We start from the raw sequence: 26234 nt of genomic DNA on the forward strand, positions 1-26234 counted from the left end.
GCTAGTCCTTCAGGCCCCGCAGCCGGTTCACATGCCCCATCTTGCGGCCCGGGCGGGCCTCGCCCTTGCCGTAGAGGTGGACGCGGGTCTCGGGCTCGCTGGCCAGCTTCCTCCAGGCGTCGATGTCGGCGCCCAGCAGGTTAGTCATTTCCACATGGGCGAGCGGCTGGGTGGGACCCAGCGGCCAGCCGGCCACGGCGCGGATGTGTTGCTCGAACTGGTCGACCTCGCAACCGTCCTGGGTCCAGTGGCCGGTATTGTGGACGCGGGGGGCGAACTCGTTGACCAGCAGCTTGCCGCCGACCAGCTCGAACAGCTCCACCCCGATGACGCCCACATAGTCCAGGGCGGTGAGGATCTTGATGACGATGGTCTCGGCCTGATCGCGGGTGGCCGGGGTGATCTTGGCGGGGGCCGAGGTGCGCTTCAGCACGCCGCCCTCGTGGTGGTTTTCCGATAGCGGATAGCAGGCGATCTCGCCGTCGCGGCCGCGCGCGGCGATGACCGACAGTTCGCGGCCAAAGTCGGCGGGGGCTTCCAGGATGGCGGCCTGGCGACCGATCCTGTCGAACGAGGCCTCGGCCTCGCTGGCCCGCTGAATCCAGGCCTGGCCCTTGCCGTCATAGCCTTCGCGGCGGGTCTTCAGCAGGGATGGCGCGCCGATCCGGGCGACGGCGGCGGCCAGGGTCTCGGTGTCGTGGACGGCGGCGAAGGCCACGGTGGGCACGCCGATCTCGGCCAGGAAGCTCTTCTCAACGACCCGGTCCTGGGCGGCGGCCAGGGCCTTGGCACCGGGCGCGACGACGCAGCCCAGGGCGGCCAGCTCGGCGACAGTCTCGGCGGGGACGTTCTCGAACTCGTAGGTGACGACGTCGCAGGCCTCGGCCAGCCGCTTCAGGGCCCAGCGGTCGTCATAGGCGGCGACGATCTGGCGGGCGGCGACGCGGCCGGCGGGGCTTCCTTCCTCAGGATCCAGAATCAGAACGTCGAAGCCCAGCCGCGCGGCGGCCAGGGCCAGCATGCGGCCCAGCTGTCCGCCGCCCAATAAGCCGATGGTCGAGCCGGGGACGAGGGGAAAGGTCCCCTTGCTCATGTCTGTGTCGCTCATGCCGGTCAGTCCTCGACGGTTTCGGCGACGCTGTCGGTCTGGGCGATGCGAAAGGCCGCCAGGCGCTCGGCCAGGGCGGGGTCGGACAGGGCCAGGATCTGGGCGGCCAGCAGGCCAGCGTTCCTGGCGCCCGCTTCACCGATGGCGAGGGTGGCCACGGGAATTCCGCCGGGCATCTGGACGATGGAGAGCAGGCTATCCAGGCCGCTGAGCGCCTTGGACTGCACCGGCACGCCCAGCACCGGCAGGTTGGTCATCGCGGCGGCCATGCCCGGCAGGTGGGCCGCGCCGCCGGCCCCGGCGATGATCACCTTGAAACCCGCGCCTTGCGCGCCCTTAGCGAAGTCGAACAGGCGCTCTGGCGTGCGGTGGGCCGAGATCACCTTGGCCTCGTAGGCGACGCCAAGGCTGGTCAGCGCGTCGGCGGCGGCCTTCATGGTCGGCCAGTCCGAGCGGCTGCCCATGATGATGGCGACCTGAGGCGAGATGGGGGGCGGCTTGCCCTTCCTGTCCGGGATCGCGTTAGGCATGCGTCGAGGTCCCCTTGCGGCGGCGAGCCTGAAAGCCGCCCCGTATGCGCGTCAATCGCGCCAGCGCAAGTGCAAAACGCCATATGCGCCTTGGAAACGGGCGCCCCCCGGTCTGAAGAGGAGCCGTGACCACAAGCCCCTGCGACCAAAACGCGCCCCGATTGCGCGCAGCGACGTTCCCGTTAAGAATTGACGGAAGCTCGACAACGGATGATTCCCTAGTTCATGAAGATCTCCGGCGCCCGGACCGAACCCTTCGCCGCTATCCGCAAACGGGCCTTGGTCCGGGCGGGCGCGCAGGTGTCCGCGCGCGAGGTCGCGGCCCCGGACGCCGCGTCGTTCCTGGGTTTGGGCGAGGCTGACCTGACGCCTCAGGTGCAGGAAGCGCTATCGACCCTGATGACCGAGATCGACGACCTGCGAAACGAGGTGTCGGTCCTGAAGCTGCGGCTCAACGAAGCCCAGTTCCAGGCCGACCAGGACGTGCTGACCCCGGTGCTGAACCGCCGCGCCTTCCTGCGCGAGATGAAGCGCGTGGCCGCCTTCGCCCAGCGCTATGGCTCGCCCGCCAGCGTGGTGTTCTTCGATCTCGACGGCTTCAAGAGCGTCAATGACCGCTTTGGCCATGCCGCCGGCGACGCCGCCTTGCAGGCTGTCGCGCGTCGCTTGTTGGCCAATGTCCGCGAGAGCGACGTGGTCGGACGCATGGGCGGCGACGAATTCGCCGTGCTGCTGGCCCAGGCCGACAAGGAAACCGCCCTCTCCAAGGCCGCCAGCCTGGCCGCCGCCGTGCAGGACACGCCGGTGGAGTTCGGCGAATGGTCCGCCCCGCTGCACATCTCGTGGGGCGTGCGCGAGATCGCTCCGGGCGCCGATCCCGAAGAGGCCCTGGCCGAGGCCGATGCGGCGATGTTCGTGCGCAAGCGTCGGCAGACCTAGAGCATTTTCCATCCTGACTGCGTCAGTCCGAAACTCTAGGTTATTGTTTTAACGCATTTTCTTCACGCGAACCGGAATCCACTTCGCTCGAAAACGCTTTAGACACGCACTGCTCTCCTCAGGGTCTTGCGACGTTTTGCGCAGGGACTCCCGCCGGTCCGGCGCGCTATGGCTTAACCACTGGTTAAGCAAAGGCGCTCTGGCTGCGGTCGGGCGTTGTGGGGCGCGAGAATGCACCGAATTCTGATCGCCGAGGACGATCCCATCCTGTCGATGATCTATGAGATCACGCTGGCCGAGGCCGGATTCGAGGTTCTGATGTGTCGCGATGGCGTGGAAGCGCTGGACGCGCTGGATGCTTTCGCGCCCGACCTGGTGATCACCGACTTCTACATGCCGCGAATGACCGGCGGCGAGCTGATCCGCGCGGTGCGCAAGCGTCGCGGCGCCCTGACCTGCACCCTGCTGGCCTCGGCCATCGATCCGGCCAACCTCCGCGAGGACGAGTGGGCCGACGCCCGCCTCGAAAAGCCCATCACCCCCGCCAGCCTGCTCAGCGGCGTCCGGGCGCTCGAGGCCTGCCAGGCCCACTGATCGGGACCTGCTGGTCGGCTTAGGCGATGATGTCCGGCATCAGCATGTCTTCCAGCCGGCCGATCTTGTCCTTCAGGGCCAGCTTCTTTTTTTTCAGCCGCGCGACCTGCAGCATGTCGGGCTGGGGGCGCTCTTCCAGGGCCTGGACGGCGGCGTCCAGATCCTGGTGCTCTTCGCGCAGGATCGACAGTCGGCGTTCGATCGCGTGGTCGGACTCGTCCGACGGCTCGTCGTCGTTCGTCGACGGTTCATCGGTCATGGATGGTTCTCCTCGGCCGGCCCGCCAGACCCGATAGATAGCAAAGGCGCAGCGCTCGTAAAGGGGTTCAAGCCAGCGCGTCCGCGAGACGCTCCAAAGCGGCACGACGGGGCGGATCGCCAGAGGCCTTTGCGGCGGCGACCAAGCCTTCCAGAACGTCCTGGGGGGCGCTGGAAGGGCCGCTCATGGCTTCAAGGCTTTCCATCAGAACCCGCTCGCCCTGCAGCTCCACGCCCTTGACGGCCTCGCGGAAGCTTTCGCGCGGCGCGTCGGCGACGGCCGGGAAGGGGGCCTTCAGCGCCCGGCGCACGCCGCGCAGCGGCGCGCCGACCTCGGTGTCCCAGCGCTTCATCAGCAAGGCGGCGGCCTTGGCGTCGGCGCCGCGGCCCTCGCCGGCGGCCCAGGCGGCCCACAGCAGGTAGGGCACGTTCTGGCCGTGAGCGTCCTGCAGGTGCAGGCAGGCGTCCGCGACATGCTGTCGCGCATAGGCTTGCAGAGCCCAGTCCCAGAGCTTCATGGCGTTAACTTTCAGTCCTTTCCGGCGATGGGAGCGATGTCCTCGCCCCAGCGCTTCACGGGCCGCCAGTCGAGGTCGAACAGGTCCAGCACCCGGCCCACCGACTGGTCGACCATCTCGGCTATGGAGGTCGGCTTGGCGTAGAAGGCCGGCAGGGGCGGGGCGATCACCGCACCCATCTCCGACAGCCTGGTCAGGGTGCGCAGATGGCCCAGGTGCAGCGGCGTCTCGCGCACCATCAGGGCCAGGGTCTTGCGCTCCTTCAGCACCACGTCGGCGGCCCGCGTCAGCAGCGAAGACGTTACGCCGCTGGCGATCTCGCTCATGGTTCGCACCGAGCAGGGGGCGACGATCATGCCCAGCGTCCGGAACGATCCCGAGGCGATCGCGGCGCCCACATCGGAGGCGCGATGCACCACATCTGCCTTGGCATTGACCTCCGAGACAGAAAGATCGGTCTCCTGCGACAGGGTCAGGGCCGCCGATTTGGACAAAACCAGATGGCTTTCGACCCCTAGCTCGCGACAGGCGTCCAGCGCCCGCAAGCCGTAGATAACGCCCGAAGCGCCTGAGATTCCAACGATCAGTCTGGGCCGATCGGCGGTCTTGGAAGGGTCCAACATGGTGAATTTTCGTCCGACACGGGAGGAAGAAGCCCTACGTCAAGCGGGGCCGAGTGCAACCATATGTGATCTGACAGCCCGGCGCAGCGGGTGTTCACTCATCAGGTCAACAGCAAGGAGCCGACAGCCATGGCCATCGAATCCCGTATCCGCGAGCTTGGGTCCCGTCACGAGAACCTCGATCGCTCGATCCAGGAAGAGACCAAGCGTCCCGCCAGCGATGCGACCCGACTTCGAGAGCTCAAGCGGCAAAAGCTCAGGCTGAAGGAAGAGATAGAGGGGCTCAGATCCCAGCTGCATTGAAGCGTGATAGCCGAAAGTGGAAATCGGTTTCGGCGTCCATCACGCGCCAAATGTTTGAAACCCATCCTGCTTGCTCAAAGGAGCAAGCAGGGGGACGACCCTGATCTAGAAAAGGCCCATTCCGTGATCGCGGAATGGGCCTTTTTCATTGGGGCCGCGAGAGGGCTTAGTCTTCGTCGTCGTCCTCGTCATCGGCCACATAGGTCGACTTGCCGAACACGTCCTCGGCCTTGGGCTCGGCGCGCGACTTGCGGTAAACGGCTTCTTCGTCCTCCTCGGGCGTCTCGACGACGCCGGTCTCGGAGGCGGGGCGCAGGGTCGGATCTTCCGGCAGGATACCCTTCTTCAGGTCGTCCTTGGCCTTCTTCTCGGCCGCCTTCTTGACCAGGGCGTCCAGTTCCAGCTGACCGATCAAGCCAAGCGTCACCGGATCGATCGGCTTGATGTTGGCGGCGTTCCAGTGCGTGCGGTGACGCACCTGCTCGATGGTCGACTTGGTGGTGCCCAGCAGCTTGGAGATCTGCGCGTCGGTCACCTCGGGGTGATGGCGCAGGAACCAGGCGATGGCGTCGGGGCGGTCCTGACGGCGCGACACGGGCGTGTAGCGCGGGGCCTTCTTCTGCGGCTTCAGCAGCTCGGCGTGCCGGCTGACCTGGGCCTTCATGCGATAGGCGTCGTTGGCCTGGGCGCGGTCCAGCTCTTCGCGGGTCAGCTGGCCGTTGCCCATCGGATCGGCGCCGCGGATGTCGCGCGCCACTTCGCCGTCGGCGATGCCACGCACTTCCAGCGGGTGCAGATTACAGAAGTCGGCGATCTGCTCGAAGCTCAGCGACGTATTGTCCACGAGCCAGACGGCCGTCGCCTTGGGCATCAGGATGTCGGACATGCGGTCCTCCAGAAATGACGGCGCCCGGCCTTTCGGCCGGGCGGGATGTTGGTGACCGCTATAATCCGGTTCAGTTGAAAAGGGAACGGGGGATGCGGTTGCATCCCCCGTTCCCCCTCACGAGGTCGTCTAGAACTGCATGTTGGCGCCGATGAACACGGTGCGGCCGCTGGTGGTGTGGTTCCACAGGCGGTGGGCGCCCGTTTCGCCAAAGCCATTGTTGAAGCTGTTATACTGGGCCTCGCGCTCGTCCGACAGGTTCACGGCGTCCAGCGACAGGCGGATGCGCGGGATCAGCTGATAGAAAGCCGCCGCGTCGATATAGGTCGTTGCCTCGAAGCCGCCGTTGTCGATCGTGTAGTCGGAGCGATAGTTCGACGACACCCGCGCGCCCCATTGGGCCGTCTCGTAGTAGATCGTGACGTTGTGGTTGAGGTCCGACATTCCATAGATGGCGCTCTTCTGGCTCTTGCCGTTGACCAGGTTCACCGTCTCGGAGTCGATGAGGGTGACATTGGCCACCGCGCCCATGTTCTTGAACGGGCCCGGCAGGAAGAAGAAGTCGCTCTGGACGCTCAGCTCCAGCCCGGTGAGCTTGGCATTGTTGAGGTTCACCTGGCGGGTATAGGACGCAACGTTGGTCGAGCCGGTGACGCCCGGATAGAGGCCCTCGGCCAAGCCGGTGCTGGCGTAGCTGACATTGGTGGTGGTCTGGCTGGTCACCAGGCCGTCGATGTTCTTGTGGAACACGCCGGCGGTCAGCATGCCGATGCTGCCGAAGTACCACCGCCCTCTGGCTGAGCAGCTGGACGCCGGCGCCCGCCAGCTGGAGCTGGACGTCGTCGCCGATCCGCAGGGCGGGCTCTACGCGCGGCCGCTGACGGCGCTTGGAGCAGGGACGACCTTGACGCCCGACCAAGTCGCCGCCTTGGCCCGACCGGGGTTCAAGACCCTGCACATGCCCGATGTCGACTTTCGCACCTCGTGCTTGACCTTTGTAGCGTGCCTGACCCAGGTGAAGGCTTGGTCGAACGCCCACCCAGGCCACGTGCCGATCCTGATCCTGATCAACGCCAAGGAGGGCCAAGCCAGCCTGCCCGGCGGCGTAACGCCCCTGGCCTTCAACGAGACGGCCTTCGACGCCCTCGACGCCGAGATCCGCTCGGTGTTTGCGGACGGCGAACTGATCACCCCCGACCAAGTGCGCGGCAAGCGCGCCACCCTGCGCGAGGCGGTGCTGGCCGATGGCTGGCCCCGGCTGGCGGCGTCGCGCGGCAAACTATTCTTTGCCTTGGACGAAAGCCCCGCCAAGGTCGCCCTCTATCGCGGCGCGCGGCGCTCGCTGGAAGGCCGGGCGATGTTCGTCAATACCGACGAGGCCTCGCCGGCCGCCGCCTATCTGACCCTCAACGATCCTGTGGCCCAGAAGGACCGCATCGCCGCCGCCGTTAAGGCCGGCTTCATGGTCCGCACCCGCGCCGACGCCGACACCTGGGCCGCGCGAACCAATGATGTGACGCAGCGCAGCGCCGCCCTGTCGAGCGGCGCGCAATATGTCTCGACCGACTATATCTGGGCCGATCCGCGTTTCGTCGGAGGCTATGCTGTCCGCCTGACGGGCGGCGACGTCGCCGCGTGCAATCCCGTCCGGGCGGCGCAGCGCTGCGAGGGTCTGGCGCTGGAGGCCCTGCCCGGCGCCCCGGCGCGCGGCTATCTGGCGCCTGAGGCGCGGCCCGACCTGACGAAGATCCTCGCCCCGCCGCCGGCCCCGGGCTCGCCCCGGGCTATCGCCGACGCGGCGATCTTCGACCAGACCCGCAGCCTGAAGGACACGCCCCGCTGGGTGCTGGCCACCGACGACGTCAAGGGCCACTTCTACGACCATTTCGCCGACGCCCTGGGTGTGCGGCTGGACCCCGCCAAGACCCCGATCCTGACCGCCCTGATCGAGCGGGCGGGCGAGGATCGCCCGGTGGTCGGGGTGGCCAAGACCCACTGGGGGACCAAGCGGCCCTATGTTGGCAAGGACGCCGCTCCGGTCTGCGAGACCAAGAGAGCCGATCTGACCGCCAATCCAGACTACCCGTCCGGCCACTCGGCTCACGGCGGGCACGTGGCGATGATCCTGGCCGAGCTGGCCCCCTCACGGGCCGACGCGCTCTACGCGCGGGGTCGAGAGTATGCCGAAAGCCGCTACATCTGCGGCTCGCACACGGTCAGCGCCGCCGAGGCGGGTCTGCAAGCGGGCACGGTCATTTACGCCGCCGAGCATCGCTCCGCCGTATTTCGCCAAGACATGGACATGGCCCGCGCCGAGGTGGCGGCGGCGCTGGCGAAGTAGGCCGGCGGCGAAGTTCGGAGTCACGACGTGACCTGTGTAGCCTTGCTTGACAAATAGTACGCTATTGGCGTATCAAGGTTCGCATGGAGATCGTCCGGACCAGCAGCTACGCCTAGGGCGTCAAGCGCCTGCTCAAGCTGGGCGCGTCCGATCAGGACATCTTGAACATGGAAGACGCCGTCGCGGCCAATCCCCATGTCGGTAACGTGATACCGGGCTCGGGCGGGATGCGGAAGGTTCGCTTTGGCTATGCCGATATAGGTGCCCGGGCGGCGGCAGGACGATCTATTACGTCCTGACCGAAGACGAGACCCTTTATCTGCTGGTGACCTATCCCAAGGCCGACAAGGACGATCTGACAAAGGCCGAGCTGAAGTTGTTCAAGACCCTGGTGAAGGAACTGACCGATGGCTGACGAGCGCACCGACCTGGGCCTTGACCTGGAGGCCGCCCTCCTTGAGGCGATCGCGCACCGTGACGGCAAGCTGGCGCTGGAAACCCGCAAGCTGGAGCCGATGTCTGCGGCCCGCGTAAAGGCGATCCGCAAGGCCGTGGCCAAGAGCCCCAGGGAGTTCGAGCGCAAGTTCGGGATTCCGGCGCGGACTCTCGAGGGCTGGGAGCAGGGCCGGAAGCTGGCCATGTCCGACCGCATCCTGCTCACCGTTATCGCCCACGATCCCGAGGCGGTGCAGAAGGCCCTGTCGGCGGTCTAAGCCACCAACACCACCTTGCCCACATGCTCGCCCGCCTCCAGGTGGGCGTGCGCCTTGGCGGCTTCCTCCAGTGGGAAGGTCGCGTCGATGATCGGCCTCAGCTTGCCCGCCGCGATCCAGGGCCAGACGACGCGTTCGATCTCGGCGGCCAGACGGGCCTTTTCGTCGGCCGAGCGGGGGCGCAGGGTCGAGCCGGTGATGGTGGCGCGCTTTTGCATGATCTGCATAATCGGCACCTCCAGAACCGGGCCAGCCAGGGCGGCGATATAGACGATGCGGCCGCCGATATTGAGGGCGTGCAGATTCTTGTCGAAATAGCTGGCCCCGACCATGTCGAGCACCACGTCGACGCCGCCGGCCGCGCGGGCGATCTCGGCGAAGTCCTCGGTTTTGGTATCGACGGCGATGTCGGCGCCCAGTTCCAGGGCCTTGGCCTTCTTGTCGGCGCCGCGTCCGGTGGCGATCACCCGGGCGCCGGCGGCCTTCGCCATGGCGATGGCGGTTGTTCCGATTCCGGACGTTCCGCCATGGATTAGCAGGGTCTCGCCAACCTTCAGCGCCCCATGCTCGAACACATTCGCGTAAACGGTGAAAACCGTCTCGGGCAGGGCGGCCGCATGGATGAAGTCGAAACCCTCCGGCACGGGCAGGGCGTGGCGGGCGTCGACCACGGCATATTGCGCATAACCGCCGCCGCCCAGCAGGGCGCAGACCTTGTCGCCGGCCTTCCAGCGGCCAAAACCGGTGACGACCTCGCCCGCGACTTCCAGGCCCAAAGTGACCGGAGCGCCCGGGGGGGGCGGATAATAGCCCAGGCGCTGGATGAGGTCGGGTCGATTGACGCCCGCCGCCGCAACCTTGATCAGGATCTCTCCGGGGCCGGGAACAGGGCGCTCCAGGGTGGTCGGAACCAGAGCGTCGGCCGGCCCTTTGCCGCCTTCGATGGCGATCGCGGTCATCGTATCCGACATGATGTGTTGTCCCTCAAGCTTGCCTTGAGCCTTAGGTAGGCGTCAGATGAAAGATCGAAAAGGTCGTTGATAGGTCTTAGGGAGCCAGTCGATGTTCGAGGAACCTGTCGAGCCGCGCGCTTTCAGTGGTCGCGCCCTGAATGAAACGACGCACGAAGACCTCGAAATCTATGGCGTGGCCGAGCTCGAGGAGCGCATCGAGGCTCTGCAGGCCGAAATCGCCCGGACCAAAACCCAGCTGGACAAGAAGCGCGCGGGCCGCGACGCGGCCAATGCGCTGTTTGGTCGCCTCGACTAGGGATTCGTTTACCCTAATCAATATCTAAAGGCGGAAGCCGCGTTGTTTTACGTGTGTCGAGGTTCGAAGGGGGCGGGTCGCGAAACGGGACGAGTTCGGTTGGCACGGGGGTTGCAGTCCCGTCGCTAGGCGAGACGTTCTCGCGGCCTTTCGAAGGGGCATTGAGTACCTATGACCGATCTGAACGCATCCGCGTCGACGCCCTGGCGTGCAGGAGTCATCCAGGACTTCGCGAAGTCGGAGCTGTTCGACCGCACGTTCGAGGAAGGCATGATGCTGGTCGAGGAGACCGCAGGCTATCTCGACGGCGCGGGCCGCCATGACAGCAAGATCCTCTCGCGCAACGCCGCCTTGGCCTACGCCACCGAAAGCATGCGCCTGACCACCCGCCTGATGCAGGTAGCCTCGTGGCTGCTGGTGCAGCGCGCAGTGCGCGAAGGCGAGATGGCCGCCGAGGCCGCCTGCGCCGAAAGCTATCGCCTGGCTGAGGAAGCCGCCGTGATCGGCGCCGCGGTCGAGGAACTGCCCTACGGTCTCGTCAATCTGCTGCAGCGCTCCGAGCGCCTGTACGAGCGGGTCCGTCACCTGGACAAGCGCATGTATATCGAGATCGCCCTCGAAGACGCGCCCCGCCCGGTCCAGGCCCAGTTCGACCGCCTCGCGGCGGCGTTCGGCGCGGCTTAAGCCGCCCGCGATCCAGCAAAAAGCCCGCCATCTCGGCCGAGATGGCGGGCTTTTTGACGCCTAGCCCGACCCTGATGAAGCCATCCGGTCCGAAAGGGCTCTGGACACCAAGCACAGAAAAAGCCGGCCCGCGAACGCGGAGCCGGCTTTTCGTCGCCCTTGCTGCGAGAAGTGCCTACTTCTTGGTGAAGCCAGCGAACTTGGCGTTGAAGCGCGAGACGCGACCGCCACGGTCCAGCAGGTGGGCGTTGCCGCCGGTCCAGGCCGGGTGAACGCGCGGATCGATGTCCAGCGCCAGGGTCGCGCCCTCTTTCCCGTAAGTCGAACGGGTCGGATAGCTGGTGCCATCGGTCATGGTGACGGTGATGAAGTGATAGTCGGGGTGAATGTCTTGTTTCATCGGGCGAGTCCAACCGACTGGCGGTGTGAAAGTTGGTGAGCGGACTCCCTTGCGGGTGGCCCTCGAAGAGGCGCGGCTATAAAGAACACGCGCGAATTTGGCAAGGGACAGTTGATGACCGACGTGAACGGCGGAGAAATTTCGGCGGACGGGCGCCCCGGCGCAGGCGCCGAACTGGTCCAGGGCATGGCCGATGCGGCTGCCCGGCGGCCCCGCCGAAAGGACGTCCGCCCGCTCGCCCATCTGCTGCCTTTCGTGCGCGCCCACGTGGGCGACGCCTTGGCCACGGGCTTCTTCCTGCTGTTCTCCACCGGCGCCGCCCTGGGCCTCACGGCGGCCTTCAAAGGCGTTATCGACAAGGGATTCGCCTCCGGCGCCGAGGCGGACGTCAATGGCGCGTTTCTGGGCCTGGGCGCCGTAGCCCTGGTGCTGGCCGTGGCCACCGCCGCGCGGTTCTTCTTCGTCACCCGGTTGGGCGAGCGGGTCGTCGCCGACCTGCGCCGCGCGCTCTACGGCCACACCCTGACGCTGGATCCGGCCTATTTCCTGAAAACCCGCACCGGCGAGGTTTTGTCGCGCCTGACCACCGACGTCACCATCGTCGAGCAACTGGTCGGCACCTCGGCCTCGGTGGCCGTGCGCAACATTCTCAGCCTCGTGGGCGGCCTGGGCTATATGGCCGTGGTCAGCCCCAAGCTGGCCGGCTTCATCGTGCTGATGGTGCCCGTGGTGCTGGCGCCGATGTTCGTGATGGGTCGCAAGGTGCGCACGCTGTCCGTCACGGCCCAGGACCGTTTCGCCGAAGCTGTCGGCTATGCCGGCGAGAGCCTCGACGCCCTCGACACCGTCCAGGCCTTCGGGCGCGAGAAGGCCTCGGTCGGCCGGTTCGGCGAGGCAGTCGAGATGGCCTATCAGGCCTCGGTGCGCCGCATCAGCGCCCGGGCCGGCATGACGGCGGTGGTCATCGTCCTGGCCTTCGGCAGCATCACCCTGCTGCTCTGGACCGGCGCGCGTCTGGTGCTGGCCGGCGAGATGAGCCCAGGCACCCTGGCCCAGTTCGCCCTGCTGGCCATCATGGCCGCCGGCTCGATCGGCGCCCTGGGCGAGGTCTGGGGCGATGTCCAGAAGGCCGCCGGCGCCATGGAGCGCATCGCCGAACTGCTGAGCTCGCGGCCCGGCATCGCCGCGCCGGAGAAGCCGACCGCCCTGCCGACGCCCGCCACCGGCGCCGTGGCCTTCGAGAACGTCACCTTCGCCTATCCCGGCCGCCCGGACCTGCCGGCGCTGAAGGGCTTTGATTTGACCGTCAGGCCCGGAGAGACCGTCGCCCTGGTCGGACCCTCGGGCGCGGGCAAGAGCACCGTCCTGCGCCTGCTCCTGCGCTTCTACGACCCGCAAGTCGGCGCAGTGCGCCTCGACGGCGTCGATCTGCGCGACGCCGACCCGGTGGAGGTGCGCCAGCGCATGGCGCTGGTGGCCCAGGACTCGCCGCTGTTCTCGGGCTCGGCTTTAGACAATATCCGCTTTGGCCGAGAGGACGCCACCGAGGCCGAGGCCCGCGCCGCCGCCGCCGCCGCCCAGGCGACCGGCTTCCTCGAAGCCCTGCCGGAGGGTTTCGACACCGCCGTCGGCGAGCGCGCCAAGACTCTGTCGGGCGGCCAGCGCCAGCGCCTGGCCATCGCCCGTGCGCTCGTACGTCAGGCCCCGATCCTGTTGCTCGACGAGGCCACCAGCGCTCTGGACGCCGAGAACGAGCGCTTGGTCCAGCAGGCCCTGCACGCGGCCATGAGCGGCCGCACGACGCTGGTCATCGCCCACCGCCTGGCCACCGTGCTGAAGGCCGACCGCATCGTGGTCATGGAGGACGGCCGCGTCGTGGAACAGGGCACCCACGCCGAGCTCTCGGCGCGCGGCGGGCTCTATTCGAGGTTGGCCAAGCTGCAGTTCGGGGTGGAAGCGGCCTGAACATCCTCTCCCTGAAGGGGGAGGCGGCCGGAGGCCGGTGGGGGAAGACCGCAACGACTCAGCAGCAGCACTTCCCCCTCCGTCGCCTGCGGCGACACCTCCCCCGATAGAGCCCTTTCCGACCTGATGGCTTCATCAGGGTCGGGCGAAAAAGGTGCTAAATCAAAAGTTTAGAGCATTTTTCGATCCGATAACCGTTTCACACTTATCGGAAAATGCTCTAGGGGGAGGATTTATTTCATCAAATCCGCAGGCGTTGTGGGCTGGCTGATCACCGCCTCCATGGCCTTCCAGCGCGCGTCCTGGCTGGCGCTCGCCCGTTCCACATGCGCGCGGACCATGTCCTGGCCGAGGTTGTAGTTGATCACATAGGACCGGTAGGTCTCGATGAAGCTCAGGCGCTTTTCGGCGCGGGCGACCGAGCTGAGGCCATATTTGGCCAGGGCGGCGACGGCGGTCGGCTTGTCCATCTTCCCCGACAGATAGGCGTCAGCGATGGTGTTCTCGCTGCTGGCGAGATCGGCCTTGGCGGTCATCAGGGCGTCATAGGCGTCGGCGGTTTGCGGGTCGAGGCCGGCCAGCGGATAGAGGTGCTCGCGCTCGAACCTGACCTTCTCAGGCCCCGGGAAGGCCAGGCTGATGCCGTAATTGGCCGAGCCCTCGGCGATCAGGGATTGCGGCGAGAACAGCGGATAGACCGAGAACTCGACCCAGCCCTTGCCCTTGGTCAGCTTGTCTTCCAGCAGCACGTTCAGCGCATGGTGGCCCGGATAGCCCTCGTGGCAGCCCAGATCGACGGCGCGGCTGATGGCGACGGGCAGGTCGGTGTTGATCTCGATAAGGCTGTGGGCGCCGCCCTTGTACCAGTTGTAGCCGCTCCAGGGCTTGCCGGTGACGAAGGCGAGGTCGAACTTCTCGGCTTTCGGTAGCGCGATATGCGCTTGCGTCCGGGCTTTGCAGGCGGCGATGCCGGCCTTCATCACCGCGTCCAGCTTGTCGGCGGGGATGACGTACCGGCTCTGGAAGGCGTCAATGCGGGCGGCCAGGTCGCCGTCACCGGGGACCAGCTTGTCGATGCGGGCCAGGATCGGGTCGAAGCTCGAAAGCGGCTTGATCGGCGGGCGGACGCTGAACAGGCCCTCTGCCTCGTCCTGGAAGCTGAACTTCTGGCCTTCCAGCATGGCCAAGCGGGTTTCGGCGGCTTTCAGCTGGCCCAGCATGAACGCCTTGCGGCGGCGCTCGTCAGGGGTAAGTGAGGCGTCGTCCACGGCCCTGGTCGCGGCGGTCAGGCGGATGGCCTCGGCCTTGAGCGCCGGCACGGCGCGCGGATTGGCCTTGGCGGCGTCGGCCCACGCTTTCGGACCGTAATAGGCATCGACATAGCCCGGCTCGCGCTCGCCGGCCTCAAGCGTCAGGGCGACGAAGTCCTTGGCGATGACGTCCAGCTTCGGACCGCCAGCAGAGGCGGCGAGGGCGGGCGCGGAGGCCCCGAGCAGAGCGGCGGCCAGGCCGGCCAGACGGATGTTCATGAAGGCGCCTCGCTCAAACTCAAGGCGGGCACGCTGCCCCCGCGCGGCGCGGGCGGCAAATGAACCAAATGTAATGAAACTCAGCGGGCGGCGACCGCCAGGTCCGGGAAGTCGCTGAACAAGCCATCGACGCCGGCCGCGTAAAGGGCCTTCAGCAGCGGCTCCACGTCGCCCGGCAGGGCCATATAGTCCGGCCGCGCGGCGTCGCCCCGGCGCAGGGCAGGCGGCAGGAAATAGTTCTCGGCGCGCACGGTCCAAGGGTGCACCTGCAGCCCCGCTGCGTGGGCGTATTTCACCAACGAGGTGGCGGGCAGCAGGGTCTCGGCGCGAGGGATGACCAGGGCCTGATGCGGCCCCAGGCCGTCGGCATAGGCGGCGACGCCCTTCAGGCCCTCGGCGGTGAGCAGGTCGGCATATCTCACATTCTTCAAATCGGGCGGGCCGCCCTCGGCGTCGGCCAGCAGGACAAGCCTGGCGCGTGTCTTCGAGCGCAGGGTCTTTAAGGGCGTGACCTCGAAGCACTGCACGAACACCGGCGCGGTCGCTGAATTCAGATCGTTGCGCTTCAGGGCGTCCAGCATCCGGCCTTCGACCGGCAGGCCGATGGAGGCGAAATAGGTCGGGTGCTTCATCTCCGGATAGACGCCGATGGTCCGGCCGGCGCGGGCGGTCGCCGACCTGGCAATAGCGACCACCTCGTCGAAGGTCAGGATCTGGGCCTGGCCGTCGAAGGCGGCGCTGGCGGGGCGCAGTTGCGGCAGGCGCTCGCGGGCGCGCAGGGTCTTGAGCTCGGCGAGGGTGAAGTCCTCGGTGAACCAGCCTTCGACCGTCTGGCCGTCGATGGTCTTGGTCGCCTTGCGGGCGGCGAATTCGGGACGGGCGGCCACATCGGTCGTGCCGCCGATCTCGTTCTCGTGGCGAGCGACCAGATGACCGTCCTTGGTGGGCACCAGATCCGGCTCGATGAAGTCGCAGCCCTGCTCGATGGCCAACTCATAGGCCAAGGCGGTGTGCTCCGGCCGCAGGCCCGAAGCGCCGCGGTGAGCGATGACGATGGGCTTCTTGCCTTGGGCGCGGGCGAGGCCCGGCAGGAAGGTTCCGGCGAGGGCGGCTGTGGTCATGGCGCGACGGGTCAGCAGGGTCATGGCGGCGATTTAGCGCCAGGATGTGACGGTTTGGCGAGCGCCAAGCTGTGCTGAAACCTTCTTTATTCGCTCATCCCCGCGAAGGCGGGACCCGAGCCGAGTCCGCCGCCGCACGCCTGCGTATTGAGCCCATCCGCCGCTTGGGTCCCGCCGTGGCGGGGATGAGCGGTGACTATTGGGCCGCGCGCAGCTTCTCCAGCACCAGCGGGTGCAGGTCCTGGTTGGCGGCCAGGATCGAGACGCCCTCCGCCGGGTTGCCGTGTTCCTCGATGGTCGAGACCTTGCCGCCAGCCTCGTTGACCATCAGTACGCCGGCCGCGACATCCCAGGCGCCCAGATTGCGTTCCCAGTAGCCGTCGAAGCGGCCGGCGGCGACCCAGGCGAGATCGAGGGACGCGGCGCCGAAGCGGCGGACGCCGGCGACCTTCTGGCTGACCTGATGCAGTTCCTTCAGGAACTGGGCGTGGCCGGGCTTGCCCAGGAACGGCACGCCGGTAGCCAGTACGGCCTCGTCAAGCGAGCGCCTGGCGGCGACCCGCAGGCGTTTTTCGGCGCCGAGGAAGGCGCCCTTGCCCTTTTCGACCCAAAACAGGTCGTGGGTGACGGGGTTGTAGGTGACGCCGGCCACCACCTCGCCTTCGCGCTGCAGGGCGATATTGACCGCGAAGTGCGGGATGGCGTGCAGGAAGTTGGTGGTGCCGTCCAGCGGATCGACGACCCAGGTGTGGGTCTTGTCGGTTCCTTCGATCAGGCCGCGTTCCTCGCCCAGGAAGCTGTAGCCGGGACGGGCCTTTTCCAGGAGTTCGAAGATCGTCTGCTCGGCCTTCAGGTCGGCGTTGGTGACGAAGTCGGCCGCGCCCTTCTTGGAAACCTGCAGCTCGGCGACTTCGCCGAAGTCGCGAGCCAGGCCACGCGCTGCCTTGCGAGCAGCGTCGATCATCACGTTCAGGAGGGCGGAAGGCGTGGCCAAGACGGGTTTTCCTCATAGGTCCCCCTGCGCAGCGTCCCCCTCTTTGCAGTCAAGGGAAGACGGCGGGGGATATGCGAGCGGCGGTAAGAAAGATCGGGAAATTGGGCGCGGAACCTAGTCGCGGACGCTTGCGAAAGCAAGGCGAGGCGATTTTTCGTGGCGCGATGTCGCGACCGGCCATGCTGTCTCGTCTCGTCTTCGAAAGCTGGAGGAGCCTGGCACGAAGATCCGGTGGACGGGACTGATCCTGGCGGCGCTGTTGGCCCTGAATGGGCTGGCCATGCTGCTCGTCCCCTATGGCTGGTTCATGCGCGTGCCGGGTGTGGTCGAGACCGGGCCGTTCAACGACCACTTCGTGCGCGATGTCGGGGCGACCTATCTGGCCTGCGCGGTCGGGTTGGCGTGGGCGGCGCTGGATCCCCGGCGCGGGACCAGCGGGGCGGTCGTGGCGGCGGCGTTCCTGATCGTCCACGCCGCGATCCACGTCATAACGCCCTTCTGCGGGACCGCGCCGCCTTGGCTCCTACTGGCGCGGGATTTCCCGGGCGTGTTCCTGCCGGCCATCCTGGCGGGCTGGATCGCCTTCGAACTCTGCCGCAAGATGTGGGGGGGGGGGAGGCATGACCCCGGCGCAGACGCTGTTCGAGACCCGCAGGCCGGCCATGACGGGCCTGGCCTACCGCATGCTCGGCTCGCGCGCCGACGCCGAGGATGTGGTGCAGGACGCCTGGCTGCGCTGGCGCAAGGTGGAGACCACGAGAGTCGAGGACGGCGCGGCCTTTCTCAATCGCGTGGTCGCCCGCCTGTGCCTGGACCGCCTGAAATCGGCTCGCGCCCGCCGTGAGGTCTATGTCGGCGAATGGCTGCCCGAGCCGGTGGTGGAGGAGGATTTCGACGCCGTCCCCGGCGAGCTGGACGCCGACCTGTCGGTGGCCTTCCTGCTGGCCCTGGAGCGCCTGACGCCGTTGGAGCGCGCCGCTTTCCTGCTGCACGACGTGTTCGACACGCCCTTCGCCGAGATCGCCAAAACCCTGGGGCGCGGTGAGGCGGCCTGTCGGCAGCTGGCGGCCCGGGCGCGCCAGCATGTCCGCGAGGAGCGACCCCGCTACAGGCCGTCGGTGGACGAGGAACGCTCGCTGACGACGGCCTTTCTGCTGGCGGCCATGACGGGCGACGAGGTCTCGCCGCGAAATCTGCTGACCCCGGACGTGGTCTGGCATGCCGACGGCGGCGGCAAGGTGTCGGCTACTCTGAACCCGGTGTACGGCCTGGACAACGCGGTGCGCCTGATCCTTGGCATTCAGAAGAAGTGGCCGCCGCCGGAGGGCGCGACTGCGCGCTTGGCGCGGATCAACGGCCAGCCTGGCATCGTGCTGTCGCACGAAGATGTGGTGTTCCAGACCATAGGCCTTGAACTGGTCGATGGCCGCATCGCCGCCGTTTATACGATGCGCAACCCGGACAAGCTGGCGCGACTGAACAGCTAGGCAGAAGATCCTCCCCCTAGAGCATTTTCCGATAAGTGTGAAACGGTTATCGGATCGAAAAATGCTCCAAACTTTTGATTTAGAGCCCTTTTCGCCCGACCCTGAAGAAGCCATCAGGTCGGAAAGGGCTCTAGCGGGGGAGGTGTCGCCGCAGGCGACGGAGGGGGAAGTGCGGCTGAGTCATTGCGGCCTTCCCCCTCCGGCCTCCGGCCGCCTCCCCCTTCAGGGGCAGGACTTGGCGCTAAGGCAGATCCACCTTCGGAAGGCTATCCTTGGTCTCGCAGGCCAGCTTACCCGCGCCGCCGACAGCGCCGCTGATGTCCTCGATCTTTTCGTCGTTGCGCCAGCCTTTTCCAACGCCCTGGTCGCCGGTGAAGTCCATGCCCAGGTCGATCCACTTGTTGGCTGCGCAATCGAGCGCGAACAGCATGATCGGACCCCGACTGGCGGCCGGCCAGTTCCTGTAGGGGCCATTGGGCTTGCCGTCGGCGATCCGCACCACGACCATGCCGGACTTGTTGTCCATCCGCATGAAGTCCTGGTCGTAGAAGGTCTTGGTTTCGCCCGGCGAGGGCTTCCAGTTCTCGGCCTGGGCGAAGGTCGCCACGGACACGGCCGATACGCCAAGCAAGCACAGTACGAGTCGATAGTTCATCGCGTCGCCCCCGGTAACTTATCGTTGCGGGAAGGCTATGCCTGTCGGGACCCGCCCACAATAACGCTGTTCTCAGACACGAGCGGCGAGCCCGGCCGCGATGGCGGCGTTGAGGTCGGCCACGGCGGCGGCCGGACCTTTCGGATAGCCCCAGACCCCGGCCGAGACCGCCAGGAAGTCGGCGCCCGCCTGGGCCAGGATGGCGGCGTTGTCGGCGGTGACGCCGCCGATGGCCACCGAGGGGGTCTCCATCACCTCATGCCAGATCGACAGGATTTCCGGATCGGCGGTGGTTGGCGCCTCTTTCGTCGTGGTCGGGTAAAAGGCTCCGAAGGCGACATAGTCGGCCCCGGCCTCGGCGGCCTCCATGGCCAGATGTCGGCTGTCATGACAGGTGACGCCGACCATGCGGTCCTTGCCCATCAGCTTGCGGGCCGCCGCAAAGGGCATGTCACCCTGGCCCACGTGCACGCCGTCACAGTCGAGGCTGGCGGCGAGGTCGGGCCGGTCGTTGAGGATCACCGCCACGTCATGGGCGCGGGCGATGGGAGCCAGGGCCGCCACCGCAGCCGCGATGACGTCGTCGGGCGCGTCCTTCAGCCGGATCTGCAGCGCAGCCACGTCGCCGCCCTCCAACGCCTTGGTCAACTCGAGGCCGAAGGCGATCAGATCGGGCAGGACCGGCGGAGTGATCAGGTAGAGGCGGCAATCGAGGGTCATGATGTGGGAAATAGCATGATCCTCTCCCTGTGGGAGAGGTGTCGGCGCAGTCGACGGAGAGGCGATGCCATGAACAGAGAGACTCCCCCCCTCCGGCCGCTACGCGACCACCTCCTACCTTCAGGGAGGATCTCCCGCGACACCGCGTCGCTGCTGACCAGAGTGAGAGTCAGTTGCAAAAGGCGTCAGGCTTCGTTACATGAGAATGACACTCATTCGGCAAGGGCCTTGTTTCCGTGTACGTTTGCAACTGTAACGGTATCCGTGAGCGCGAAGTGCGCGCCGCCATCAACGCGGGCGCCAGCCGTCCTGCCGAGATCTTCCGTCACAAAGGCTGCCAGGCCCAGTGCGCCAAGTGCGTCTGCGAGATGCGCCAAATGATCGACGAGAGCCGCGAGGCCATGGCCTACGCCGCAGAATAGAGCTGGCGCCGCAGAATTAAAGCCGCTTTTCAGAACGCATTCTGAGAACGATTGGCGCTCGCGAAGATTTCCGTGAAAGCGCGAAACACTTGCAGACATAGCGGTTGAAGCCTGTGTCAGCTTGCCTCACGGTCGCGCCGACTCGAATTTTCCCAACCCGATTTCTAGGGAGGCGCGCCATGCAAGGCGATCCTGGCATCATCCGCCTGCTCAACGCGGTGCTCACCAACGAGCTGACCGCCGTGAACCAGTATTTCCTGCACGCGCGGATGTACGACAACTGGGGCTTCAAGCGCCTGGGCAAGATCACCTATGACGAGTCGATCGGCGAGATGAAGCACGCCGACAAGCTTATCAATCGCATCCTGTTCCTGGAAGGCCTGCCCAACCTGCAGGACCTGCACAAGCTGAAGATCGGCGAGACCGTGCCCGAGTGCCTGGCCTCGGATCTGGCCGTGGAAGTCGGCGGCCGCGAAACCCTGATCCCCGGCGTCATCCAGTGCGAGCAGGTCCGCGACTATGTCACCCGCGAACTCCTGCGCGAAATCCTCACTGACACCGAGGAGCATATCGACTTCCTCGAAATGCAGCTGGGTCTGGTCAAGGCCTTGGGCGAGCAGAACTACCTGCAGAGCGCCATGGGCGAACTGCCGGCCTAAAGCGCGCGCCGCATGAAGGTGCGCGCGCTCTCATCCAGCCCGCGCGCCAGATGCTCCCGGCGGATCTGCAGAAGGCCCGGCGTCAAGCCGTCGCCCTTGATGTCGATGAAGCCCAGCCGGCGATACCAGGGCGCGTTCCACGGCACGTCGCGGAAGGTCGACAGGGTCAGGGCGTGCAAGCCGCTGGCCCGGGCCTCGTCCGCCACAGCGTCCAGTAGACGGGCGCCGATCCGCTGGCCCGCGAAGGCCGGCAAGACGTCGATCTGCTCGATATAGAGGCTGTCCTCGACTGGCCGGAACATCACGAAGGCCGCCAGGATCTGGTCCACGACGGCCGTCAGCAGGCCTCCCGCCGCGATCCGGTCGGCCAGCACTGGGTCCGGCGTGGGCTCGTCTTCGGCCAACGCATCCATCACCCCCACGAACCGCCGGGCGGAGGCCCGTTCGATCGCGCGGAGCGTCTCGATCTCATCCTGGCGAGCGGGGCGAAGGAGGGGAGGCATGGGCCAAGCTTGGCGCGGGCGCACGCCGAGGTCCAGCCACTCGCACCCTCACGGCTCTAGCCGCTGGCTTTGCGACGCGATCAAATCCATCATGGACCGCGTCTGCGCCGCGCCGGAACAAAGCCTGTTCCGGACGGTTAGACAGCCACTTTAGCGAGGAGTCCGGGCATGAACATTCTGAATGGCAAACCGCACCGGAGCCGGACCCGTGCGGGACGCGAGGCCTTCGAGGCTGAGGGTCACACCAACAACCATCCCGCCGCCCAGATAGCGCTCGGCGCCTTGCTGGCGGGCGGCGCCATCCTGGCGGCCCTCGCCATGGGGCGGCGGCACGAGGCGTTGCTGGACGACGAAATGTACGCGGTCGAGTTTGCCGAGATGCACGAGCCCGTCGCCCATCAGCCCAAGCCGCTGACCAGCCTGATCCTGCCGCCCCTGTTCATCGCCATGACCCTGTCGGGCCTGCGCACCTGGAACGCGCCCGCCAGCCCGGCGCGTACGCGGGCCCTGACCCTGTGGAGCCTGACCCAGGGCTTCAACGCCCTGTGGCTGGGTCTGGGCGCCCGGCGTCTGGGCGGACAGGCCACTGCGGCGACCGCTTCGCTGGCGGCCTCGACGGCCTATGCCATCGAGGCCCACAAGGTCGGCGGCGGTACGGCCCCGGACCTGGGCTGGCTGGGCGTGGCCAATGCGCTGACCGCCCACCTGTGGCGCCGGCCGCTGGCGCCGACGCTGCACTAGAGCGTTTTCGATAAGCTAGGTCCGCTGGATCTGGTTCATTGACCAGTCATACGGCCAAGCTTTAGCTCCCGGGACGACTTCGGGGGAATTTGGCATGCGTCTACTGATTTCGGTCCTGGCGGGCGGGCTGCTGCTGGCCGGCTGCGCGACGATGAGCAAGGAATCCTGCCTGCAGGGCGACTGGGCTGGCGCCGGCTTCAAGGACGGCGAGGCGGGGCATCCGCAAAGCCGTCTGGACGATCACGCCAAGGCCTGCTCCAAGAGCGGCGTCGCCCCTGATCCGGTGCCCTATTTCGCGGCCCGCGCTCAAGGGCTGAAGCTCTTTTGCACGCCCGGACGCGGCTTTCATGAGGGCCGCCAGGGCAACGCCTATGCGGAAGTCTGCCCCGACGGTCCGGCGCGCGACTTTCTGGCCGCCTATGCCGACGGCAGGCTGGTCCACGCAGCGGGGGCGCGGCTGAGTCAGGCCGAATCCGATCGCTCCAGCGCCGACAATCGCGCCGAAAAGCGGGATCGCGAGGCGCGCGGCGTCGAGGACGAACTGCGCAATCCGGTGCTCAACGACGAGCAGAAGCGCGAGCTTCGCGACCGGCTGAACCGGCTGCGCAGCGAGCGCCGCGCCGCCGTCGAGGACGGGCGCCGCGCCGACTGGGCCAAGCGCGACGCCGAGCGCGAGGTAGACGATCTGGAATACCGGTTCGGGCCGATCTACGGGGGTTGGTGACAACCTTCCTGCGCGCCTAACGCACACTGCGCTGCGCCGGCGTGCGCGCTAGAGCCCTTTACGACCTGATGGCTTCATCAGGGTCGGGCGAAAAAGGCTCTAAATCAAAAGTTTAGAGCATTTTTCGATCCGATAACCGTTTCACACTTATCGGAAAATGCTCTAGCCGGCTGGCGAGCGCCGCGATCACGTCTGGTTAGCGGCGGCATAATGACGGTTGACAGGGGGCGGTCCAACTCCTCAAGTGCCATCGCCTATTTTGCGAGCGATACGCAAAACGCGGCTCCTGGCCGGTTCTGACACCTTGTGGGGAGGGTCGCCCGTGACGATAGACGACGTCCTCGTCCTCCCTGACGAGGCGCCGGCGGCCGCCCCGGGGTGGTCGACAGCAACACTGCACAAGCGCCTTCTGGAGATCGCCGCGGCAGGCGCTCTGGCGGCCGTGCTTTTGGTCCTGGTCTGGCTCCACCCCCGGGCCGACTTCTGGGTGGCCATCGGCCAGCCGTTCTTCTGGCTCAAGGTGCTTTATACCGTCGCCCTGGCCGCGGTGGCCCTGGGCGGCGCGACGGCCGTCGCGCGCCCGGGTGTCTCAATGCGTCCCGCTTTGGCGACCGGCGCCGCGGTTGTCGCTGTGATGGCCCTCGCCGCAGCCTTCGAGGCGCCGAGCCTGGACGCGGCGATGCTGACCCACGTGTTCGATCCGGCCGGAGCCTTGGCCTGCGCCGCCTATGTCGCCATCCTGTCGGCGCCCATGCTGCTGATCGCCGGGATTGGCCTGCGCGGCATCGAGCTGGAGCGGCCGGCCGCGACCGGCCTGTTCGTCGGCCTGTTCAGCGGCGCCGTGGCCGCCAGCGTGTACGGCGTACACTGCCATGGCTCGACCTTCCTGTTCGTGGCGCTGTCGTACACGGCCGCCATCCTGCTGTGCGGCGCGGTCGGGGCCGTGGGACTGAAGTTGATCAGCCGCCGCCCCCTTCCGGATCTCGCGATCGGCGAATGAAAAAGGCCCCCCGGATCGCTCCGGGAGGCCCCTGTTCTCGCCTCTGATCGAAAACCTATTCGGCCGCGACCTTGCCAGCCGCGACGCCGAACTTGGCGTGCAGTTCGCCCGAGCTGTAGCGCTTGGCCATGGTGGCGGTGGAAAACGCCTTGATCTTGCTGGCGTGACCGGCCGAGCCGAACTCGACGAAGCGCGCCGCGCAGACCTTGCGCATGGCTTCCTTGGCGGGCTTCAGATAGGCGCGCGGGTCGAACTCGCCCGGCTTTTCCGCCAACACCTTGCGGATCGCGCCGGTGATCGCCATCCGGTTGTCGGTATCGACATTGATCTTGCGAACGCCGTGCTTGATGCCGCGCTGGATCTCTTCGATGGGCACGCCCCAGGTCTGGGGCATCTGGCCGCCGTACTGGTTGATGATGTCCTGCAGGTCCTGCGGAACACTGGACGAGCCGTGCATCACCAGATGGGTGTTGGGCAGGCGGCGGTGGATGTCCTCGATCACGTTCATGGCCAGGACGTCGCCGTCCGGCTTGCGCGTGAATTTATAGGCGCCGTGACTGGTGCCCATGGCGATGGCCAGGGCATCGACGCCGGTCTGCTGCACGAAGTCGACGGCCTGGTCGGGGTCGGTCAGCAGCTCGTCATGGGAAAGCACGCCCTCGAAGCCGTGGCCGTCTTCGGCCTCGCCCATGCCGCTTTCCAGCGAGCCCAGCACGCCAAGCTCGCCCTCGACCGACACGCCGCAGCTGTGGGCCATCTGGACGACCTTGCGGGTGACCTCGACATTGTACTCGTAGGAGGCCGGGGTCTTGGCGTCCTCCATCAGCGATCCGTCCATCATCACCGAGGTGAAGCCGTACTGGATCGCCGTGGCGCAGGTCGCCGGGCCGTTGCCGTGGTCCTGGTGCATGCACACCGGAATATGGGGGTAGATCTCGGCCAGGGCGTCGATCATGCGAGCCAGCATGATGTCGTTGGCATAGCTGCGCGCGCCGCGCGAGGCCTGGATGATGACCGGCGAGTTGACGGCGTCAGCCGCCTCCATGATCGCCAGACCCTGTTCCATGTTGTTGATATTAAAGGCCGGCAGCCCGTACTCATGCTCCGCCGCATGGTCCAGCAACTGCCTAAGCGTGATCCTCGCCACGTGATATCTCTCCTGCAAGCTTGAAAGGTTTGGGTCGTTTCTTGTTTTTGGGGCCGTGACGCTTTTGCGTTCTCTGCCCGGGTCGTTCGATAACGCGCGCGGACCCCTTCCGGAGGCCCGCGTTTCAAAAATCTGGATCCCTTAGGTGTTCAAAGCCGAGACACCGGGCAGGTCCTTGCCCTCCATCCACTCAAGAAACGCGCCGCCGGCGGTCGAGACGAAGGTCATGTCACCCACGACGCCCGCGTGATTTAGCGCCGACACCGTATCACCGCCGCCAGCCACGGCGACGATCTTACCCGATTTCGCCAGCTGGGCGGCATGTTTCGCCGCCAAAACGGTCGCTTCGTCGAACGGAGGGACTTCAAAAACGCCCAGAGGACCGTTCCAGATCAGGGTCTTGCTGGCGTCCATGGCCGCCAGCAGGCGCCGGGTCGTTTCGGGACCGGCGTCGAGGATCAGGTCGTCGGGCTGGACGTCGCCAAGCGCGCGGGTCTCGGCGTCGACGCCGGGGGCGACCTTCTTGGCCACTACCACATCGACCGGCAGCAGAAGCTCGCAGCCTGCGGCCTTGGCCTTTTCGATGATCTCGCGGGCGATGTCGGCCAGGTCCTTTTCGCAGAGCGACCCTCCGACGTCGTGGCCCTGGGCGTGCAGGAAGGTGTTGGCCATGCCGCCGCCGATCGCCAGGCGATCCAGCTTGGCGACCAAGTTGTTGAGCAAATCGAGCTTGGTCGAGACCTTGGAGCCGCCAACGATGCCGATCACCGGCTTCTGCGGATTGCCGAGCGCCGCGTCGAGCGCTTCCAGTTCGCGCTGCATGGCCAGGCCCGGATAGGACGGCAGGGCGCGGGCCAGGGCTTCGGTCGAGGCATGGGCGCGGTGGGCGGCGCTGAAGGCGTCATTGACATAGAGGTCGCCCAGCTTGGCGAGCTCAGCGGCGAAGGCCGGATCGTTCGTCTCTTCGCCGACGTGGAAGCGGACGTTTTCCAGCAGGGCGACGCCGCCCTTTTCGAGAGCCGCGATGACCTTGGCGGCCTCGGGTCCGACGCAGTCGCTGGCGAAGGCCACCTCCTGCTCCAGCAGCTTGCCCAGCGGCTCGGCCACGAAGGCCAGGCTCATCTCGGGGACCACCTTGCCCTTGGGCCGGTCGAAGTGGGCCAGCAACACCACCTTGGCGCCCTGGGTGCTCAAATAGCGGATGGTCGGCAGGGCCGAGCGCAGGCGGGTGTCGTCAGTGATCTTGCCGCCCTCGACGGGCACGTTGAAGTCCACGCGAACCAGGGCGGTCTTGCCGGCGAGATCGGCGGTGTCGAGGGTGCGGAAGGGCATGGCCAATATCCGATGAGTGTTAGGATTGCTACACCGCGCGCGGCGCATCGAGATCGAACGCTTCCTCTA

General features: G+C 66.7%; 30 protein-coding genes and 2 pseudogenes. 15 read left to right on the forward strand and 17 right to left on the reverse strand.

Going from position 1 to position 26234, the window contains the following annotated elements:
- Position 1: 1 nt before the first annotated feature.
- Both ACP69S_RS03235 and purE read right to left on the reverse strand, forming a co-directional pair.
- Positions 2-1093, reverse strand: coding sequence for a 5-(carboxyamino)imidazole ribonucleotide synthase (locus ACP69S_RS03235; RefSeq protein ID WP_425994999.1), 1092 nt, complete (start codon positions 1091-1093; stop codon positions 2-4).
- Between the two features lie 20 nt (positions 1094-1113).
- Positions 1114-1638: a 5-(carboxyamino)imidazole ribonucleotide mutase gene (gene purE, locus ACP69S_RS03240; RefSeq protein ID WP_425994795.1), complete on the reverse strand. Its 525-nt coding sequence runs from the start codon at positions 1636-1638 to the stop codon at positions 1114-1116.
- 225 nt (positions 1639-1863) lie between these two features.
- Here purE and ACP69S_RS03245 point away from each other — a divergent pair, with 225 nt between their 5' ends.
- Complete coding sequence (locus ACP69S_RS03245; protein ID WP_425994797.1) at positions 1864-2577, forward strand: GGDEF domain-containing protein; 714 nt, start codon at positions 1864-1866, stop codon at positions 2575-2577.
- 231 nt (positions 2578-2808) lie between these two features.
- The gene (locus tag ACP69S_RS03250; RefSeq protein ID WP_425994799.1) at positions 2809-3171 is read left to right on the forward strand and encodes a response regulator; all 363 of its coding nucleotides are present in this window, start codon (positions 2809-2811) and stop codon (positions 3169-3171) included.
- Between the two features lie 19 nt (positions 3172-3190).
- Here the strand turns inward: ACP69S_RS03250 and ACP69S_RS03255 are convergent, their stop codons facing one another.
- From ACP69S_RS03255 to ACP69S_RS03265, 3 genes are all read right to left on the reverse strand, one after another.
- Positions 3191-3430: a YdcH family protein gene (locus ACP69S_RS03255; protein ID WP_425994801.1), complete on the reverse strand. Its 240-nt coding sequence runs from the start codon at positions 3428-3430 to the stop codon at positions 3191-3193.
- A 67-nt stretch (positions 3431-3497) separates the two neighbouring features.
- Positions 3498-3947, reverse strand: a complete 450-nt coding sequence (locus tag ACP69S_RS03260) for a TIGR02444 family protein (protein WP_425994803.1) — start codon at positions 3945-3947, stop codon at positions 3498-3500.
- A gap of 11 nt (positions 3948-3958) precedes the next feature.
- Positions 3959-4570 (reverse strand): UbiX family flavin prenyltransferase, encoded by a 612-nt coding sequence (locus ACP69S_RS03265; protein ID WP_425994805.1) that lies wholly within the window; start codon positions 4568-4570, stop codon positions 3959-3961.
- A 129-nt stretch (positions 4571-4699) separates the two neighbouring features.
- On the opposite strand from ACP69S_RS03265, the gene ACP69S_RS03270 reads away from it, so the two are divergent.
- Entirely contained in the window at positions 4700-4873 is a 174-nt protein-coding gene (locus ACP69S_RS03270; RefSeq protein WP_419319861.1) for a YdcH family protein, read from the forward strand.
- Positions 4874-5039: 166 nt separating this feature from the next.
- On the opposite strand, the gene ACP69S_RS03275 is transcribed toward ACP69S_RS03270, so the two are convergent.
- Both ACP69S_RS03275 and ACP69S_RS03280 read right to left on the reverse strand, forming a co-directional pair.
- Entirely contained in the window at positions 5040-5759 is a 720-nt protein-coding gene (locus ACP69S_RS03275) for a DUF1013 domain-containing protein (RefSeq protein ID WP_425994807.1), read from the reverse strand.
- A gap of 129 nt (positions 5760-5888) precedes the next feature.
- Positions 5889-6545, reverse strand: a pseudogene (locus tag ACP69S_RS03280) (TonB-dependent receptor domain-containing protein); the annotation flags it as partial.
- Between ACP69S_RS03280 and ACP69S_RS03285 the strand changes: the two are divergent.
- The 3 genes and pseudogenes from ACP69S_RS03285 to ACP69S_RS03295 form a co-directional block, all read left to right on the forward strand.
- A pseudogene (locus ACP69S_RS03285) lies at positions 6544-7443 on the forward strand (phosphatidylinositol-specific phospholipase C1-like protein); the annotation flags it as partial. The pseudogenes ACP69S_RS03280 and ACP69S_RS03285 sit on opposite strands and share 2 nt — an antisense overlap.
- Positions 7444-7740: 297 nt before the next feature.
- Entirely contained in the window at positions 7741-8100 is a 360-nt protein-coding gene (locus ACP69S_RS03290; RefSeq protein ID WP_425995001.1) for a phosphatase PAP2 family protein, read from the forward strand.
- 407 nt (positions 8101-8507) lie between these two features.
- Positions 8508-8813, forward strand: a complete 306-nt coding sequence (locus ACP69S_RS03295) for a helix-turn-helix domain-containing protein (RefSeq protein WP_425994809.1) — start codon at positions 8508-8510, stop codon at positions 8811-8813.
- Here ACP69S_RS03295 and ACP69S_RS03300 read toward each other — a convergent pair.
- The gene (locus ACP69S_RS03300) at positions 8810-9784 is read right to left on the reverse strand and encodes an NAD(P)H-quinone oxidoreductase (protein ID WP_425994811.1); all 975 of its coding nucleotides are present in this window, start codon (positions 9782-9784) and stop codon (positions 8810-8812) included. The two genes, ACP69S_RS03295 and ACP69S_RS03300, sit on opposite strands and share 4 nt — an antisense overlap.
- A gap of 91 nt (positions 9785-9875) precedes the next feature.
- Here ACP69S_RS03300 and ACP69S_RS03305 point away from each other — a divergent pair, with 91 nt between their 5' ends.
- Both ACP69S_RS03305 and ACP69S_RS03310 read left to right on the forward strand, forming a co-directional pair.
- Entirely contained in the window at positions 9876-10082 is a 207-nt protein-coding gene (locus ACP69S_RS03305; protein WP_425994813.1) for a DUF1192 domain-containing protein, read from the forward strand.
- Between the two features lie 171 nt (positions 10083-10253).
- On the forward strand, positions 10254-10766 hold the full coding sequence (locus tag ACP69S_RS03310) for a DUF1465 family protein (RefSeq protein ID WP_425994815.1): 513 nt from the start codon (positions 10254-10256) through the stop codon (positions 10764-10766).
- Positions 10767-10941: 175 nt separating this feature from the next.
- On the opposite strand, the gene rpmE is transcribed toward ACP69S_RS03310, so the two are convergent.
- On the reverse strand, positions 10942-11166 hold the full coding sequence (gene rpmE, locus ACP69S_RS03315; protein ID WP_425994817.1) for a 50S ribosomal protein L31: 225 nt from the start codon (positions 11164-11166) through the stop codon (positions 10942-10944).
- 111 nt (positions 11167-11277) lie between these two features.
- On the opposite strand from rpmE, the gene ACP69S_RS03320 reads away from it, so the two are divergent.
- Entirely contained in the window at positions 11278-13131 is a 1854-nt protein-coding gene (locus ACP69S_RS03320) for an ABC transporter transmembrane domain-containing protein (RefSeq protein WP_425994819.1), read from the forward strand.
- Between the two features lie 233 nt (positions 13132-13364).
- Here ACP69S_RS03320 and ACP69S_RS03325 read toward each other — a convergent pair whose 3' ends face one another.
- From ACP69S_RS03325 to ACP69S_RS03335, 3 genes are all read right to left on the reverse strand, one after another.
- Positions 13365-14660 carry a hypothetical protein gene (locus tag ACP69S_RS03325; RefSeq protein WP_425994821.1) on the reverse strand — a complete coding sequence of 432 codons (1296 nt, stop codon included), beginning with the start codon at positions 14658-14660 and terminating at the stop codon, positions 13365-13367.
- An 80-nt stretch (positions 14661-14740) separates the two neighbouring features.
- Positions 14741-15805, reverse strand: a complete 1065-nt coding sequence (locus ACP69S_RS03330) for a glycerophosphodiester phosphodiesterase (RefSeq protein WP_425994823.1) — start codon at positions 15803-15805, stop codon at positions 14741-14743.
- A gap of 172 nt (positions 15806-15977) precedes the next feature.
- Positions 15978-16775 (reverse strand): inositol monophosphatase family protein, encoded by a 798-nt coding sequence (locus ACP69S_RS03335; protein WP_425994825.1) that lies wholly within the window; start codon positions 16773-16775, stop codon positions 15978-15980.
- Positions 16776-17395: 620 nt separating this feature from the next.
- On the opposite strand from ACP69S_RS03335, the gene ACP69S_RS03340 reads away from it, so the two are divergent.
- A complete protein-coding gene (locus ACP69S_RS03340; RefSeq protein WP_425994827.1) occupies positions 17396-18262 on the forward strand; it encodes a sigma-70 family RNA polymerase sigma factor in 867 nt (288 codons plus the stop codon).
- Between the two features lie 241 nt (positions 18263-18503).
- On the opposite strand, the gene ACP69S_RS03345 is transcribed toward ACP69S_RS03340, so the two are convergent.
- Together ACP69S_RS03345 and thiE are read right to left on the reverse strand one after the other, a co-directional pair.
- Positions 18504-18917, reverse strand: coding sequence for a hypothetical protein (locus ACP69S_RS03345; RefSeq protein ID WP_425994829.1), 414 nt, complete (start codon positions 18915-18917; stop codon positions 18504-18506).
- Between the two features lie 72 nt (positions 18918-18989).
- On the reverse strand, positions 18990-19637 hold the full coding sequence (thiE, locus tag ACP69S_RS03350) for a thiamine phosphate synthase (RefSeq protein ID WP_425994831.1): 648 nt from the start codon (positions 19635-19637) through the stop codon (positions 18990-18992).
- A 236-nt stretch (positions 19638-19873) separates the two neighbouring features.
- Between thiE and ACP69S_RS03355 the strand changes: the two genes are divergently transcribed.
- Both ACP69S_RS03355 and bfr read left to right on the forward strand, forming a co-directional pair.
- On the forward strand, positions 19874-20059 hold the full coding sequence (locus ACP69S_RS03355; protein WP_425994833.1) for a (2Fe-2S)-binding protein: 186 nt from the start codon (positions 19874-19876) through the stop codon (positions 20057-20059).
- A 179-nt stretch (positions 20060-20238) separates the two neighbouring features.
- Complete coding sequence (gene bfr, locus ACP69S_RS03360; protein WP_425994835.1) at positions 20239-20718, forward strand: bacterioferritin; 480 nt, start codon at positions 20239-20241, stop codon at positions 20716-20718.
- Here the strand turns inward: bfr and ACP69S_RS03365 are convergent.
- Positions 20715-21221, reverse strand: coding sequence for a GNAT family N-acetyltransferase (locus tag ACP69S_RS03365; protein WP_425994837.1), 507 nt, complete (start codon positions 21219-21221; stop codon positions 20715-20717). The two genes, bfr and ACP69S_RS03365, sit on opposite strands and share 4 nt — an antisense overlap.
- Positions 21222-21389: 168 nt before the next feature.
- On the opposite strand from ACP69S_RS03365, the gene ACP69S_RS03370 reads away from it, so the two are divergent.
- From ACP69S_RS03370 to ACP69S_RS03380, 3 genes are all read left to right on the forward strand, one after another.
- Positions 21390-21962 (forward strand): tryptophan-rich sensory protein, encoded by a 573-nt coding sequence (locus ACP69S_RS03370; RefSeq protein ID WP_425994839.1) that lies wholly within the window; start codon positions 21390-21392, stop codon positions 21960-21962.
- A gap of 94 nt (positions 21963-22056) precedes the next feature.
- Positions 22057-22686 carry a DUF2799 domain-containing protein gene (locus ACP69S_RS03375; RefSeq protein WP_425994841.1) on the forward strand — a complete coding sequence of 210 codons (630 nt, stop codon included), beginning with the start codon at positions 22057-22059 and terminating at the stop codon, positions 22684-22686.
- A gap of 322 nt (positions 22687-23008) precedes the next feature.
- A complete protein-coding gene (locus ACP69S_RS03380; RefSeq protein ID WP_425994843.1) occupies positions 23009-23686 on the forward strand; it encodes an NrsF family protein in 678 nt (225 codons plus the stop codon).
- Positions 23687-23741: 55 nt separating this feature from the next.
- Here ACP69S_RS03380 and fba read toward each other — a convergent pair whose 3' ends face one another.
- Together fba and ACP69S_RS03390 are read right to left on the reverse strand one after the other, a co-directional pair.
- On the reverse strand, positions 23742-24833 hold the full coding sequence (fba, locus tag ACP69S_RS03385; RefSeq protein WP_425994845.1) for a class II fructose-bisphosphate aldolase: 1092 nt from the start codon (positions 24831-24833) through the stop codon (positions 23742-23744).
- A 141-nt stretch (positions 24834-24974) separates the two neighbouring features.
- The gene (locus tag ACP69S_RS03390; protein WP_425994847.1) at positions 24975-26165 is read right to left on the reverse strand and encodes a phosphoglycerate kinase; all 1191 of its coding nucleotides are present in this window, start codon (positions 26163-26165) and stop codon (positions 24975-24977) included.
- Between the last annotated feature and the right edge of the window lie 69 nt (positions 26166-26234).

The sequence above is a fragment of the Caulobacter sp. DWR1-3-2b1 genome (genome assembly GCF_049895765.1).
GTDB lineage: Bacteria > Pseudomonadota > Alphaproteobacteria > Caulobacterales > Caulobacteraceae > Caulobacter.

Coding starts and splice junctions, on each gene's coding strand:
- ACP69S_RS03310 (WP_425994815.1), top strand. CDS start 10,254: ATGACCGATCTGAACGCATCCGCGTCGACGCCCTGGCGTGCAGGAGTC.
- ACP69S_RS03260 (WP_425994803.1), bottom strand. CDS start 3,947: ATGAAGCTCTGGGACTGGGCTCTGCAAGCCTATGCGCGACAGCATGTC.
- ACP69S_RS03295 (WP_425994809.1), top strand. CDS start 8,508: ATGGCTGACGAGCGCACCGACCTGGGCCTTGACCTGGAGGCCGCCCTC.
- ACP69S_RS03325 (WP_425994821.1), bottom strand. CDS start 14,660: ATGAACATCCGTCTGGCCGGCCTGGCCGCCGCTCTGCTCGGGGCCTCC.
- ACP69S_RS03250 (WP_425994799.1), top strand. CDS start 2,809: ATGCACCGAATTCTGATCGCCGAGGACGATCCCATCCTGTCGATGATC.
- ACP69S_RS03275 (WP_425994807.1), bottom strand. CDS start 5,759: ATGTCCGACATCCTGATGCCCAAGGCGACGGCCGTCTGGCTCGTGGAC.
- ACP69S_RS03235 (WP_425994999.1), bottom strand. CDS start 1,093: ATGAGCAAGGGGACCTTTCCCCTCGTCCCCGGCTCGACCATCGGCTTA.
- ACP69S_RS03305 (WP_425994813.1), top strand. CDS start 9,876: ATGTTCGAGGAACCTGTCGAGCCGCGCGCTTTCAGTGGTCGCGCCCTG.
- ACP69S_RS03370 (WP_425994839.1), top strand. CDS start 21,390: ATGAACATTCTGAATGGCAAACCGCACCGGAGCCGGACCCGTGCGGGA.
- bfr (WP_425994835.1), top strand. CDS start 20,239: ATGCAAGGCGATCCTGGCATCATCCGCCTGCTCAACGCGGTGCTCACC.
- ACP69S_RS03375 (WP_425994841.1), top strand. CDS start 22,057: ATGCGTCTACTGATTTCGGTCCTGGCGGGCGGGCTGCTGCTGGCCGGC.
- ACP69S_RS03300 (WP_425994811.1), bottom strand. CDS start 9,784: ATGTCGGATACGATGACCGCGATCGCCATCGAAGGCGGCAAAGGGCCG.
- purE (WP_425994795.1), bottom strand. CDS start 1,638: ATGCCTAACGCGATCCCGGACAGGAAGGGCAAGCCGCCCCCCATCTCG.
- ACP69S_RS03255 (WP_425994801.1), bottom strand. CDS start 3,430: ATGACCGATGAACCGTCGACGAACGACGACGAGCCGTCGGACGAGTCC.
- ACP69S_RS03345 (WP_425994829.1), bottom strand. CDS start 18,917: ATGAACTATCGACTCGTACTGTGCTTGCTTGGCGTATCGGCCGTGTCC.
- ACP69S_RS03340 (WP_425994827.1), top strand. CDS start 17,396: ATGACCCCGGCGCAGACGCTGTTCGAGACCCGCAGGCCGGCCATGACG.
- ACP69S_RS03245 (WP_425994797.1), top strand. CDS start 1,864: ATGAAGATCTCCGGCGCCCGGACCGAACCCTTCGCCGCTATCCGCAAA.
- ACP69S_RS03390 (WP_425994847.1), bottom strand. CDS start 26,165: ATGCCCTTCCGCACCCTCGACACCGCCGATCTCGCCGGCAAGACCGCC.
- ACP69S_RS03265 (WP_425994805.1), bottom strand. CDS start 4,570: ATGTTGGACCCTTCCAAGACCGCCGATCGGCCCAGACTGATCGTTGGA.
- ACP69S_RS03365 (WP_425994837.1), bottom strand. CDS start 21,221: ATGCCTCCCCTCCTTCGCCCCGCTCGCCAGGATGAGATCGAGACGCTC.
- ACP69S_RS03270 (WP_419319861.1), top strand. CDS start 4,700: ATGGCCATCGAATCCCGTATCCGCGAGCTTGGGTCCCGTCACGAGAAC.
- ACP69S_RS03330 (WP_425994823.1), bottom strand. CDS start 15,805: ATGACCCTGCTGACCCGTCGCGCCATGACCACAGCCGCCCTCGCCGGA.
- thiE (WP_425994831.1), bottom strand. CDS start 19,637: ATGACCCTCGATTGCCGCCTCTACCTGATCACTCCGCCGGTCCTGCCC.
- rpmE (WP_425994817.1), bottom strand. CDS start 11,166: ATGAAACAAGACATTCACCCCGACTATCACTTCATCACCGTCACCATG.